This is a genomic window from Metamycoplasma orale ATCC 23714, assembly GCF_000420105.1.
GTDB lineage: Bacteria > Bacillota_I > Bacilli_A > Mycoplasmatales > Metamycoplasmataceae > Metamycoplasma > Metamycoplasma orale.
Genome location: NZ_ATUH01000015.1, coordinates 1 through 14560, shown reverse-complemented (window position 1 = coordinate 14560; position 14560 = coordinate 1). Strand labels below are relative to the sequence as shown.

Here is a 14560-nt window from a genome sequence, read left to right as displayed (position 1 = left end):
CTATTTCATTTGCTTCTTTTTTCTTTTTTAAATTTGAATTGCATAAAAATGAACCCCTTTCCAAAAAGTCCGGAATTTGGGGTTCACTCTATTTTTAGTTTTTAGTCATATTTTTATTATATTCTTCAATATCTTTAATGTGAAATGATTTAAGCATTGCAATATCTGCTTCAATTTTATCTAGTCTCGGATTAATTTCATTCATTATTTCTTCTTTTAATTTTTTACCAAATTTATCTGCAAAAGCTGGAAGTATATCATTTTCCATTATGTATTTAAAACTTGAAAGAATTTTAATAGTAAATTTTTCTTCATCAAAAGGTTTCTTTGTTGACATATCTTCTTTAAAATTCCTTTCATTACATAAAGCACACATGTAAAAAGTTTCTCTATCTTTCTTAAATACTAATTCTTTGTATTCAATGTCTTTAAATTGTGAAATAACTAAAAGAAATTCTTTTTTGGTGACCTTTCTTTTATTATATCACCGAGATTTTTGTTTGGTTTCTTTTTGTGATTTTTATTTTCTTCTGAGTTCATTTTTCTCTCCTACAAATATTTTCATGCTAATTAAGAAAAATATTTTAACTTTGAGACTTTTAAAATTGCCTTCTTATATATTTCATATATAAGAAGAAAAAAATAAAAGTCCCAACTTTAAGATATAAAAAAAGTAAGTACTATACATGTACTTACTAGTTATTTAATTATTAGAAATATTTTTAAAGTAAATATCATCAAGTTTTTGTTTAAATTGTTCAGCTTTAATTATTTCTAAATTATTTTTAATTATTAAATTCAATATTTGATTTCATTCATTGGCTTCACAATTAATATAAAGTATATTATTTTGTTCTTTAAAATTAGTTGTTTTAAAATTTTCTTTTAATATTTTTAGTGCTTCTGAATTATTATTAGTGGTTAATAAATAGTTAAAGTCTTGTTTTTCTTTTAGTTTGGATAATGCATCTGAAGTTATTATTGTACCTTTTTCAATGATAGTTATACTATCAACATATTGTTCTAGTTCTGCTAATATGTGTGAAGAAATAAATATAGTTTTTCCTTCGTTATTCAATTTTTTTAATGTATCAAATAAATTTTTACGTGCAATAGGATCAAGGTTTGCTGCAGGTTCATCTAAAATTAAAATTTCTGGCTCACTAATTAATGCTTGAATTAAAAGAATTTTTTTCTTTTGGCCAGAAGATAAATTATTTCCGTTTTTTGTACGTAATTCATCTGAAATTTCAAAATAATCTAATCATTTTTGAACTATTTCTTTAGCATTTTTTTCTGGTATATTAGAAAATCTAGCCATAAGTTCTAAATATTCTATTACATTTATTTTTTTAGGAAATGTAGCTATTTCTGGAATGTAACCTATAAATTTTCTTGATTGTTTTACATCTCTATTGCTTATTCCATTTATTAAAATATTTCCAGTAAAATCGGGATAAAAACCCAATAGGCATCTAAATGTTGTAGTTTTACCAGCTCCATTAGAACCTATAAAACCATGAAATTCACCTTTTTTAACTTCAAAATTTAAATTCTTAAGAATTTTATTGTTGTTAAAATTTTTACTTAATTTTTCAAATTTTAAAGCTATGTTTGTTTTTTCAAAATTATTGTTTTGATTTTCCATTTTCGCTCCTATGCATTAAACGATTGTTTATCAAATAATTTTTTACCAACAAATATTGACATAAGTGCAAAGCCTATAAAAATAATTACAGTAATATATCAAGGATAATAATTAACTGATATATATTCTTTTATTTCACTAAGTGTGTCTTTATTGTCAATATCAATTAGATTGTAAAATTCCATTACAACCTGATTAACCTTACTATTTAATACAACCTTACTATCTAAATAATAAAGAATGCCTAAAAGATTTTTAGAAATTTCTTTATCTTTTGAAGATAAAATATTTTTAATTAAATTTGCCATAGCAATAACGCTAATTCTGTCTAAATTTCTTTTAAATGTGTCACTATTAGTTAATTTAGAAACTTCTTGGAAAAATTCTATAGGTTTCTTTTCTCTAAACTTTTCGGATACTACTTTAAATTGTTCATCTCAATCATTAATCCTATCCCAATAAGCAGGGGCATATTTTTTCTTAAGTTGAGCAATAAAGTTTTTATATTTATCTGAATTTTCGTCTAAATCAAATTTAATTAGTGGGAACAATTTGTTAACAACGGCAGTCGTTACCCTATCAATATAGTCTTTAATAAAACTTGAAATTTCATCGCCAAAAATTGGATAAGGATCATTATTAGGGTTATTTTTTATGTGTTCTTCCAATTTAGTAGATAAATTTTTGATTTTAGTTAGTTCATTATTTGTAAAATTAAAAATCTCTAAGTTTTCTATATATTGTTTTTTATTTGTAAATGATTCAAAGAAAAAAGGTTCATGTGTTCTAAGCGCATTTTCAATTGCTGCACTTTCGTCTAAATCAAATGATATATTTTTAAATAATTGTGAAGCGACCACATATGCTTCATTTCAATAAAAATATTTAATATCTAATAAATTATTTAATGACATTTTAGGAATATTATTAGGATCATAACTAAAACTATATACACTTAAAAAGTTTTTTAGTAAATGTTCTCTAATTTTTTTATCATTAAGTTTTCTTGGATAATATAAAGTTGATCCTTGACTAAATCTTTCAGATTCAAAATCATCTTTTCCTAAGCCTATGAGTTTATTAAATAAATTATTATTTAATTGCTTAATGTCAAAAATAGAAGATATAGTTCCAATAGATAACTTTAAATTATCTAAATTACTATTAACGTCATTTTTGTTTATAAAAATTAAATTTTTTACTCTATTTTCTTGATTACTATTTGATTCTACAATGTCATCATTTATTTTTTTGCTTGCAAAATCATAACCTGATATTTGTCTTTGAACAACTACTTGGTTAACAATATTAAATACAACTCCTACGCCAATAAAACTTCCCAATATTAAACCGCTAGTACTTTTTGGGCCTAATTTTGCTGAACATGCAGCAGTAATAGAACTAAATAATAAAACAAACAATAAAGAATATAGAATATAAGCTCCAAGATTTTTTAAAATTATTAAAAATTTTTGATAGTTTGTTGTTTTTATTTGAGCAACGATTCCTACTGAAACACAGAAAATACCTATATATGCAAAAAATGTATAAATTAATGAAAATACCATTGAAATTAATAAATTAGTGTAATACATTCTTTTTCTTGAAATTGGTTTTGAATATAAAACATAATCGATATTATTTGTTTTTGCAAAGTGAAATACTTTAGAAGTCATAATAACTGTAAATATTGGAATCATTAAACCTAAAATAGTAAATAATGAGTACAAAAAGAAGTTATATGCAAACCTATAATTTATTTGATCATAACCAAATAAAAACCCTAATATTCCTGTTATTAAAATAGTACATGCTATTAGTACATAATGTCAAGCACTTCTTTTTAAGTATAGCCAATGCATTTTAAAAAAAGCTTTAGTCATTTTTGTTCCTTATTATAATTTATATATATAAATTATAATGCATATTTGCATTTAAAGGGTAATAAATAAAAATAAACTACTTTTGAATTAGCGTTTATTTCATTTACAAATTATTCTTTTATAACTTCAATTTCATTTATATCTTTTTGAGGCTCGCCATCAATTTGAACATATGTTTTTTCATCTGATGTTATTTTTATATGTTTGCCTTCAAAAAAATGCACTGCTTTTACTTTTGAGTGATTACCTGTATAAATTAAAGGAAATAGCATAAATAATTTAAATTTATTAATATCATTAATGATTATTGCTTGTAATTTTTCGCCTTTAAAATCAGCTTTTGGTGCTATTTTCATTCCACCACCATAATATTTACCATTCATAATTGAAGCAAACCAACACTTTTTAAGTTCATGTTTTTTACCATCGACTTCAATGGTTAATTTTTCAAGTGGTTTAAATTCCATAAAAGACTTTAATGTAATTTTAAAAAATGACTGTTTATTATTCTTATTTCTTTGTTCTTCAACATTTTTGCAAATATATCCATCTAAGCCAATTCCTATTCCATTTAAAAATGTTTTTTCATTATTATTAACTTTGCAAATTGGCAAGTTTTTTAAAAAAGGATTTATTAAAAAATATTTATTATTAATATTTTCTACTGGGTATCCACTATGAATTATGTTTCTTAAAAAATCATTTCCAGTTCCAGCTTTAACTGCATAAATTTTTGGTAGTTTATCTAAATATTTTTTATATTTATTAATCAAACTAGTTAATGTTCCATCTCCACCAACAATTAAGATTTTATCTTTTTCTTTGTTTATTTTAGCAAGTCTTTCTTCAATTGAATCAAGTTTAGTTATATCTTTTACCCTTATATCACCGTCTTTAAAAGTTTTTATTGCGCTAGCTAAAACTTTAAATATTTTTTCTTTGTTTTTTCCTATTTTTGAATTTGAATTGTAGAGTAAAAATAACATTTTATTTCCTTTTTTGAATTATATTTGCTAATTTCTAATAATTTTACATTAAAAATAGCCTAAATAAAATATAATGTAAAAAATATGGATAAAAATAAAATACGTAATTTTGCTATTATTGCTCACATCGATCATGGTAAGTCAACTCTTGCTGATCGTATTTTAGAATTTACCAATACTGTTTCTATGCGTGATAGTAAACCTCAAATGTTAGATACAATGGATCTTGAACAAGAAAGAGGAATTACAATAAAATTAAATGCTATACAAATAAAATATAAAGATTATGTATTTCATTTAATTGATACTCCAGGCCATGTTGACTTTACTTATGAAGTTAGTAGAAGTTTAGCAGCTTGCGAAGGTGCACTTTTATTAGTTGATGCAACGCAAGGCATTCAAGCCCAAACATTAGCTAATGTATATTTAGCACTTGAACATAATTTAGAAATTGTTCCAATTATTAATAAAATTGATCTTCCAGCTTCTGATCCTGAAAGAGTAAAAGAAGAAATTGAAAATGTAATTGGCATAGATGCTAGTGATGCAATTTTAATATCTGCTAAAACAGGAAAAAATATTGATCAAGTAATAGATGCAATAATCAAAAGAATTCCAGCACCAAAAGAATGCGATAATGAAAAACCTTTAGAAGCGCTCATCTTTGATAGTTATTTTGATAATTATCGTGGTGTTGTTATTTTGGTTAGATTATTTAATGGTTCTGTTAAAACTGGCGATGAAATTTATTTCATGCAATCAAAAAAAGTTTACCAAGTTACAGAACTTGGGGTTAAAAGTCCGCATGAAGTTAAGAAAGACATATTAGAAGCTGGCGAAGTTGGATGAATTAGTGCCTCAATAAGAGATATTAAAGATATTAATATTGGAGACACTGTAACTTTAAATAATAATAAAGTAGCTTATCCTTTGCCTGGGTATAAAAAATTAAAACCAGTTGTTTATACTGGATTTTACCCTGTGGACACTAGAGACTATAATGATTTAAAAGATGCACTTGAAAAAATTAGTTTATCAGATTCATCTATAGTTTGAGAACCTGAAACTTCTAAAGCCTTAGGTTTTGGATTTAGAATTGGTTTTCTCGGGCTTTTACATATGGATGTTTTGCAAGAAAGACTTGAACGTGAATTTAATTTAGATATTATTGCAACAGCGCCCTCTGTAGAATTTGTTTTAACACTAACTAACGGTGATATACAATATATAACAAACCCTTCTCTTTTTCCGGATAGATCTTTAATTAAGATGATTGAAGAGCCTTATATTAAAGCAAGTATATTTTTAACTGAAGAATATTTAGGCTCAATTATGGAATTATGTCAACAAAAACGTGGCAAGTATATTGACATAGAATATCTAGATTCAACGAGAAGAAAATTGATTTATGAACTCCCTTTAAACGAAACTATTTTTGATTTCTTTGATTTAATGAAATCTTATTCTAAAGGATATGCATCCTTTGAATATGATTATATAGGACTTAGAGAAAGCGATTTAGTTAAAGTAGATATTATGCTAAATGGCGAAAAAATTGATGCACTTGCTATGATAGTTCATCGTGATAGCGCTTATAATAAAAGTCGAGAATTAACAGAAAAGTTAAAAGAAGTTATTCCTAGACAAAATTTCGAAATTCCTGTTCAAGCTGCAATTGGTGGTAAAATTATAGCTAGGGAAACAATCAAAGCATATCGTAAAGATGTTACAGCTAAACTTTATGGAGGAGACGTTACTAGACGTCAAAAGCTTTTGAAGAAACAAAAAATCGGAAAAAAGAGAATGAAATCTATCGGTACAGTTGAAGTTCCACAAGAAGCATTTCTTGCGATTTTAAAAACTAATACAACAAAGAAGGAGTAATAAATGAGCTTAAAACCAATAATTAATAGTGGACAAAACGATGGCAACAATACTCAAAGTTTTACAACCGAGTCAATTGCTAATCGTATGTTATATGATACTTTGCAAACTAGAGCCTTAGTAAATAAAGGTAAAAAAGTTATTAAAGATCCTTATGGAATTATTCCAAATGGAATCTATAAAGTATTTAAATTAGAAAAAAATGTTAAATTAGCTTCAATAGTTACGTGTTTAGTTTTCTTCTTTTTAAGTCTAATTGCAACTATTCTTTTTGCAACAACACCACAACTTTTTTTATCTAATACTTCTGGTCAAAAAATAAAATGAGGCTGATATATCATACCTAGCGTGATTATGCTACTAAGTGCATATACAACCATTATAGAATTAATAGAATTAATTGGAATTTCAAAGAGTGTGGTTGTATATCGTGATAGTATAAAAATGGGCGCCATTTCTACGCCGCCATTTATTACCTTGCTTTATAGAAAACTGATTTTAAAACAAGTTAGAAGAACTTGATTAGTAATTGCAATTTTATTTTATGTTGGTTTGTTCACTTTAACATTTTGGGCTTTAAAAGATGTTAAGTGAAGACAATTAGATTTTAAAACTTGAATACATTCTTCATTTCCTAATCCTAATTTAGTTGTTTATATTTTATGTGGCCTTATGTCTGTAGTGCTTATTTCTTATATAGCATTTACAATATTTAGAAAAAAAAGAACAATTGATATTCAATCATTTTTTGGTACAGAAGTTATGGATTATAATGAACTTCAAGAAAAGAAATCTAAAGCTCATAGATTTTATGCAAAAATATTTTTCTTAAGTATTTTATTATTATTACTTTTACCATTTATAATATATATAATTGTTAAAAAGATTAGAAGGAGTAAATAATGCCTGGATGAGGAATTGCATTATTAGTAATATTACCTATATTAGCTGCTATTGGTGGCTTTATTGGGGGGTTATTCTTTACAAAGAAAAAATATGAAAAACAATTAAAAGAAAACCCACCTATTACTGAAAAACAAATTCGTGTTATGTTTGAACAAATGGGAAGAAAAGCTTCAGAAGCCCAAATCAAACAAGTTATGCGTTCAATGAAAAATGCAAAATAGTTAGTATTTAAAAAGTACTAACTTTTTTATTTTTAATCTATATAATTTACAATGTTATGAAACTTATAGAATATATTAGAACAGTTAATGACTTTCCTGAAAAGGGTGTTAAGTTTAAAGATATCTCACTTTTATTAGCAAATGGAAAAGCGCTAAACTATACAATTAATAAAATGGCTAAATTAGCAAAAGACGCTGATATTATTGTTGGGCCTGACGCTAGAGGGTTTTTGTTTGGTACTCCTGTTGCTGCTAAATTAAAGAAACCATTTATTATGGTCAGAAAAAAAGGCAAACTTCCTGGCGAAGTAATTAGTTATGATTATGGTCTTGAATATGGTAAAAATGTTTTAGAAATTCAAAAAGGAATAACTAAGCCTGGCCAAAAAGCTATAATTATTGATGATGTATTAGCAACCGGAGGAACTTTAGAAGTTATTACAAGACTTTTAGCAGCTGAAGGCGTAAATGTTCTTGGTGTTATTGTATTAATGGAATTAAAGAGTTTTAATGGTAGATCAAAACTTAACACTAAAGTAAATAGTTTAATTCAAGTTGATGATTAATAAAATTAGAAGCAATGTTTTTAAACATTGTTTTTTATTATTTAAGACTTAAATTAATTAAGTTATAATATTAACTAATTAATAAATATTGTAGGAGACAAAAATGAAAAAATTAAATCAAGCATTTATATTAATGCCTTTATTTGGTTCAATATTATCAATGAGTTCGATATTAGTTTCATGTAAATATAGCTTAGGATATAGTGAAAATCAAATTAAAAAGAATGAGCAACTTAATGCTACAGAAGCGATAAGCGAAGAAAATATTAGTAATGCTAATAATATTGTTGATGTGGCTAATTTGGCAGAAATTAACTTATTTTATTCGACTTATGGTGTGCAAACATACAACAACATGGTGAGACTTGCTATGCTTGCAAATTCTGAAGTACATTTTATTAAAAATACATTTGTACCATTTCAAAATAAATTAGATACAACTTATTTTATAAACTTTTTAAGAAATGATAAAAAAGTCGATGAAGATAAAAATAATAAATTAATTGAAAGATTAAATAAGGAACTTGATAAGTTAAAAACTAATAATGTTGATAAAAATCAAATTGCAAAATTAGAAAAAGAAATAAAAGAATTAAAAGAAGCACCTTATAAAAATTCATCTGTTATTGAAATTGGTTCATTTAGTAATATTGTAAAAGCATATAATGCTTTTGAATATATTATTAAAAATAATTTAAATAAAAAAATTAATATTTGAGTTAATTCAGACCATTTTTGTGATCATCCTCAATTTTTCAATTTTTTAGGATATAAAAATGTAACAATTCATGGTCTTGAAGATTCTGAAATAATGAACCATTATTATTTTGAAGGTGATAGCGGTTATAAAAATGAATTTTTAAAATATTATAATAAATCTAATGGCGAAATAAATTTAGTGCCAAGTGGTTACAATAAATTCAATCAATATACAGCATCAACAAAATTTAAAAAAGTTTCAATATGATGAACAGATGAAACATATTTACCTAAATGACAAGAAATAGGTGCTAAAAGAATGTATTTATATGATAAGAAAGATAAAATCAAATCTGTTATTCAAAATAAAGTTTTTGAAGCTAGAGATAAAAATAATAAAAGACTTTTTGCTCATTGACCAAAAGTAATTGGAATGAATTGAGAAACTGAAAGAGATAAAGTTTTAGAAAAACAAAAGAATGGAAAACAATCTTTAATCTTTTTAGGCGACACAAGAGTATCAGTTGAAAAAGATATGATCGCATATATAATTGAAAATTACCAAGATACTTATAATATTTATTACAAAGGACATCCAGGACATAACGATAATAACTCATTTATTGAATCAGTTATAAACCAAGGAGAAGAAATTGGATATAAAGATTTATTAACAAATGAATTAAAGAAAACTAAAATTAAAAAAGGAAATGAAATTGTAGTTTTAGAAAGTCAAATATCTTCAGAAGAATTAACTACTTATCATGCCTTAGAAACTAATGGTTTACATTTTGATAAATTTGCAAGCTCAGGATTTTTCTCTAATGCTTTACTAGGTATTGAAAATGGATATAATACTTTAGATGATTTAATTTTTGTTTATAACAAAGATAAGGCTACTTCGCAAGAAACTTTTTATGTAGAAGGTATTACTAATAATTTTAATGATGTACATAATTATTGAGAAAATCTTTTAATGGATCAACTTATTAAAAATTATATTAAGATAACTATTAAAGACGAATTTGCTTCAGTAGATAAAAGTCTTTTAACTGCAAACTCATTTAATATTACTATTTTAGATAAAAGTTTAGAAGATGGCCTAAGTTTTAGAGGCTACAGTCTTATTAGTGAACCACCTAAAAAACCTATAAGTTATAATTCTACTGATTTTACTGTTAAGTTTTCTATTAAAGGAAAATATGGAACAATAAAAGAAGTTTCCAAGAAAATCGAATAATAAAAAACATAAAACAAAAATAGCCTCGTGGCTATTTTTGTTTTACTAATTATTACATCTTGGTTAAAATATCTAAGTCCATTAATTTCATTGCATTTTCTAAAACAATTTTAGTTGCATTAACAAGTGCTAAATAACTTTGTTCATTTTTATCACCTAAAACTTTTACATTTGAATAAAATGAATTAAATGTATTAGCTAATTTAAGTAAGTATGGAGGAAGTAAATTCACTTTATAGTTTTTTGTAATTGTTTGAATTAATTCAGGATATTCAATTAATTCATTGACTAATTTTTGAGCATATTCATTATCTAAATTAGTTGCTTCAAATTTTTTAACATTAGCTTTTTCAAGTAATTGATAGCATCTTGCATATGCATATTTAATAATAAACAAAGGATTAGTTTCATCAGACTTAGTAACTTTAGCAATATCAAAATCAATTTTTGAATTGTATGAACGTTCAATTAAAAAGAAACGTATTGCATCTTTTCCAACTAAATCTAGTAATTCTCTTAATGTTAAAGAAGTACCTAAACGTTTAGACATTTTAACTTCTTTTCCATTTTTAATAACTCTTAATAATTGGAATAAAATTATTTCAATTTGATCACGACGATAACCTAAATCTTCAAATGAAAATTTAACACGTTCAACATATCCAGAGTGATCAGCACCTCAAACATCAATTATTTTTCCATGTTTTGGGTCATTTAATTGTTCGAATTTTTGAGCATGGTAAGCAATATCGGCGCATAAATATGTAGAGTCTCCATTTGATTTAATGATTACTCTATCTTTATCATCTTTGCCACCTTTAGTACTTGCTAATCAAGTTGCGCCATCTTTAACATATGTTGTCTTTAATTTTTTAATTGTAGGTCAAACCAAATTTTGTTCATATTGTTTTGTTTCTGAGGTATATAAATCAAATCAAACACCAAAACGTTCTAAATCTTTTTCAATATTTTTTAGAGCAATTTCTCTACCAAATTTTCTAAAGAATTTTTTAATTTCATCAGTATATTCAACGTTTTTATATTTATCTTTGTATTGCTTGTAAAATTCATCAGCAAATTCAATAATGTCTCCACCACGGTATGATTCTTCAGGCATTTCAAATTTTTTGTTAAATTTTTGTTGGTATCTAGCAAAAATTGATGCAGCTAAATTATCCATTTGATGTCCGTAATCATTAACTAAATATTCTCTAATTACTTTGTGACCTGCTTTTTCTAAAACATTGCAAAGAGTTGCACCTATTGCAGCGTTTCTTGCATGCCCTATATGTAAATATCCAGTTGGGTTAGCACTAACAAACTCAACGTTTATTGCGCCTAAACTATTCTTTTTTCCACTCCCATAGTTTTCTTTTAATGTATTAATGTTATTAACAACTTCTGCAAAAACATTATTTGTAACTCAAAAGTTAATAAAACCAGGTTTTACAATATCAATTTTATTAATAAAATTGTTTTTCTTAAGATCAATGTTTTTTACAATTAATTCAGCAATTTCCATTGCAGGTTTGCCAGCTTCTTTTTGTAAAGTTAATGCAATATTGGTAGCATAATCACCATGATCTTTTGCTTCAGTTAAAACAACATTTTTTGTTAATTTAATTTTTTTAAGAGCTTCATTTAATGAAGCAATAATTTTATCTTTAATTGTATTCATAACTATTTAATTATAAATTATTTTTACCCTTTTTATGCTAAAATGGTAAATATGAAAAGATATTACTTGTGTGGTCCAACCGTTTATAACAAACCTCATATTGGAAATTATCGTCCAATAATGACTTTTGATATATTAATTAGAGCTAAAAGATTTTTGGGTGAAGAAATATATTTCTTGCATAATATTACAGATATAGATGACAAAATAATAAACAAAGCTCTTGAAGAAAATAAAACTGAAAAAGAAATTGCTAAATATTATGAAGAGTATTATTTATCTTTATTTAAAGTTTTAAATATTGCTATGCCAACTAAGTTAGTTAGAGTTACTGAACATTTAAATGATATGTATGAATATATTCAAAAAATGTTAGACAATGGCTCTGCCTATAAAATAGGTACTAATGTTTATTTTGATGTTAAAAAATATGAAAATGAATATGGAAAAGTAAGTAATCAAGTGCTAGCAAATCTTGTTAAAGATAGTGAAGACTCAAAAAACAAAAAATATTTTGCAGATTTTGCTCTTTGAAAAGATACAGAAGTTGGTGTTAAATATGATTCCCCATTTGGAAAAGGAAGACCTGGATGACATACTGAATGTTCATGCTTTATTAATAAGTATTTTAAAGGTGAAACATTAGATGTTCATGGTGGAGGAATTGATTTAATTTTTCCACATCATGAAAATGAAAACATTCAACATTTTGCAATAAATAAAAAACCAATTGCTAATACATGATTACATTTTGGAACAATTAATTACAATAATGAAAAAATGTCTAAATCATTAGGAAACATCATAAATTTTGATACGTATTTAGAAAAATATTTGCCTGATAGTTATAGACTTTTAATGCTTACAGTATCATACTCAAAGCCAATTTCTGTTACTGATACATTGTTAGAATCAATAAATTCACAACTTAAAAAATTTATTTCTTTATACAATAAAGTTCAACTCGAAAATATAAAGCAAGAAATAGACTTAAATATAATTAACGAAATATTAAACAACGTTTCAAACTTAGATTTTGCCATTGCTTATAAAAAAATTTTAAATTTATTTAAAGATAAAAACAAAAGTTCAACTTTCTTTAAATTATTAGAAATTTTAGGTTTTGTTTTTATAAATAACAAAATTTCTCAAGAAGATAAAACCTTATATTTAAATTGAAAAAAATTAGTTAATGATAAAAAATATGATGAAGCTGATAAAATAAGAAATAAGTTAATTGAAAAAGGAATATTGTAATAAAGCAAAGGAAATAACATGTCTAAATATATATATGGAAAAAATTCTGTTATGGATGCTTTGAATAATCATTTTCCAATTAAAAAATTATTTATTCAAAATAATTTATCCTTTAAACAAAAACTAAATTTTAAAAATATTTCTTATATTACTTTACAAGAAATGAATAAATTAGTTAAAGGCAATCATCAAGGTTTTATTGCTGAAATTGAAGAATATAAATATTTTGATATTGGAACTATTATTAAAGATAAGGCTTCGCAAGTTTTGGTTTTAGATCATATTCAAGATCCACAAAATTTTGGTGCTATATTAAGATCAGCTAATGCATTTAATTTTAATTATATTATTATTCCTAAAGATAGAGCTTGTGATGTAACTCCAACAGTTTTAAAAACTTCATCTGGCGGATTTAACGGATTAAAAATAATTAAAGTTTCAAGTTTACTAGAGGCAATTAATTTTCTTAAAGAAAACGGATTTTGAGTTTATTCTTCAGCTTTAAATAACAATGCCAAAAAATTAGATGATTTAAATAACTTTGCTTTACCAATATGTTTAATAGTTGGTAATGAAGAAAAAGGTATTTCATCGACACTTTTAAAAAATAGTGATGAAGTAATTTATATTGAACAATTTGGAACTGTACAATCATTAAATGTTTCAGTAGCTTCGGCTATTTTAATGCATAAAATTAAAACTACAATTAATAAAAAATAAATTAAAAAGCGTAATCTCTATTTAAATGGTTACGCTTTTATTTTAATAAAAATTAACAGTATTTTTCTGGGTGTTCTTTTTTCATTTTAGCAATGAATTCTTTTTTATCTAATTTACCATATTTTTTCATTAGTTCGCAACATTCGTTGTATTCTTTTTCAGCTCAATCAATGTTTTCAAAACCTGATACTTTAGTGATATCTTTTCTTTTAAAATTTTTATATGTGCTAAAAAAGTTTTGAACACTTTGCAATCACATCGGATCAACATCATTTAATGTCTTAATATGATCAAGTCTATAATCATCAGCGTGTACAACAATTAATTTGGTATCTGTTTCACCATCATCAATCATTTTCATTGCGCCAATTACACGACCATTTAAAGCTGTTCCTGGTAAAAATTCTTCGCTTGAATATACTAATGCATCTAATTCATCGCCATCCCAATCAAGAGCTTCTTTGATAAATCCATAATTAGCTGGATATTTAAAATCTCCTCTTAAAATTCTATCTACTTTAATTTTTCCGGTTTTACGGTCATATTCATATTTAATATTTGAATTTTTTGATATTTCTATATTTACTTCAATTTCTTTCATAGTAATTTAATTATAAACAATTAAAAAAGTTTTTAGTAATTTGTACATTTTTTTGAATAAAAACTGAGACTTTTAAAAATTTATACTTATATATTATATATATAAGTATCGAAAAATAAAAGTCTCAAAATTGTTAAATAAACTAGGACAAAAAAATTGGACTCAAATTAAAAAAAATTGAGTCCTTTTTTTTCATTTTAAGTAAAGGAGATAATTATGGGTAGACAATTAAAAATTAATGAGTGACTACAAGTATTTGACTTGTATGAAA

General features: G+C 24.8%; 13 protein-coding genes. 7 read left to right on the top strand and 6 right to left on the bottom strand.

Annotation, left to right across the window (positions count from 1 at the left end):
• Positions 1–94: 94 nt before the first annotated feature.
• The 4 genes from F795_RS0103090 to F795_RS0103070 form a co-directional block, all read right to left on the bottom strand.
• Positions 95–337 (bottom strand): hypothetical protein, encoded by a 243-nt coding sequence (locus F795_RS0103090; protein WP_022936260.1) that lies wholly within the window; start codon positions 335–337, stop codon positions 95–97.
• 366 nt (positions 338–703) lie between these two features.
• A complete protein-coding gene (locus tag F795_RS06935; protein WP_022936258.1) occupies positions 704–1648 on the bottom strand; it encodes an ABC transporter ATP-binding protein in 945 nt (314 codons plus the stop codon).
• 8 nt (positions 1649–1656) lie between these two features.
• Complete coding sequence (locus F795_RS06930) at positions 1657–3531, bottom strand: ABC transporter permease (RefSeq protein WP_022936257.1); 1875 nt, start codon at positions 3529–3531, stop codon at positions 1657–1659.
• Positions 3532–3641: 110 nt separating this feature from the next.
• Positions 3642–4517 carry a diacylglycerol/lipid kinase family protein gene (locus tag F795_RS0103070; RefSeq protein WP_022936256.1) on the bottom strand — a complete coding sequence of 292 codons (876 nt, stop codon included), beginning with the start codon at positions 4515–4517 and terminating at the stop codon, positions 3642–3644.
• Between the two features lie 84 nt (positions 4518–4601).
• Here F795_RS0103070 and lepA point away from each other — a divergent pair, with 84 nt between their 5' ends.
• The 5 genes from lepA (at position 4602) to F795_RS06920 (ending at position 10033) form a co-directional block, all read left to right on the top strand.
• Entirely contained in the window at positions 4602–6401 is a 1800-nt protein-coding gene (lepA, locus tag F795_RS0103065) for a translation elongation factor 4 (protein WP_022936255.1), read from the top strand.
• A 3-nt stretch (positions 6402–6404) separates the two neighbouring features.
• Positions 6405–7304 carry an MSC_0882 family membrane protein gene (locus F795_RS06925; RefSeq protein WP_022936254.1) on the top strand — a complete coding sequence of 300 codons (900 nt, stop codon included), beginning with the start codon at positions 6405–6407 and terminating at the stop codon, positions 7302–7304.
• On the top strand, positions 7304–7528 hold the full coding sequence (locus tag F795_RS0103055) for a YneF family protein (RefSeq protein ID WP_022936253.1): 225 nt from the start codon (positions 7304–7306) through the stop codon (positions 7526–7528). The genes F795_RS06925 and F795_RS0103055 overlap by 1 nt, the downstream gene beginning before the upstream one ends.
• A gap of 56 nt (positions 7529–7584) precedes the next feature.
• The gene (locus tag F795_RS0103050; RefSeq protein WP_022936252.1) at positions 7585–8094 is read left to right on the top strand and encodes an adenine phosphoribosyltransferase; all 510 of its coding nucleotides are present in this window, start codon (positions 7585–7587) and stop codon (positions 8092–8094) included.
• Between the two features lie 103 nt (positions 8095–8197).
• Positions 8198–10033 (top strand): hypothetical protein, encoded by a 1836-nt coding sequence (locus tag F795_RS06920; protein WP_022936251.1) that lies wholly within the window; start codon positions 8198–8200, stop codon positions 10031–10033.
• Positions 10034–10085: 52 nt separating this feature from the next.
• Here the strand turns inward: F795_RS06920 and argS are convergent, their stop codons facing one another.
• On the bottom strand, positions 10086–11711 hold the full coding sequence (argS, locus tag F795_RS06915; RefSeq protein ID WP_022936250.1) for an arginine--tRNA ligase: 1626 nt from the start codon (positions 11709–11711) through the stop codon (positions 10086–10088).
• 51 nt (positions 11712–11762) lie between these two features.
• On the opposite strand from argS, the gene F795_RS0103035 reads away from it, so the two are divergent.
• Together F795_RS0103035 and rlmB are read left to right on the top strand one after the other, a co-directional pair.
• A complete protein-coding gene (locus F795_RS0103035; RefSeq protein WP_022936249.1) occupies positions 11763–12968 on the top strand; it encodes a class I tRNA ligase family protein in 1206 nt (401 codons plus the stop codon).
• 18 nt (positions 12969–12986) lie between these two features.
• Positions 12987–13688: a 23S rRNA (guanosine(2251)-2'-O)-methyltransferase RlmB gene (rlmB, locus tag F795_RS0103030; protein ID WP_022936248.1), complete on the top strand. Its 702-nt coding sequence runs from the start codon at positions 12987–12989 to the stop codon at positions 13686–13688.
• A 52-nt stretch (positions 13689–13740) separates the two neighbouring features.
• Here rlmB and F795_RS0103025 read toward each other — a convergent pair whose 3' ends face one another.
• Positions 13741–14289 (bottom strand): inorganic diphosphatase, encoded by a 549-nt coding sequence (locus tag F795_RS0103025; RefSeq protein ID WP_022936247.1) that lies wholly within the window; start codon positions 14287–14289, stop codon positions 13741–13743.
• Between the last annotated feature and the right edge of the window lie 271 nt (positions 14290–14560).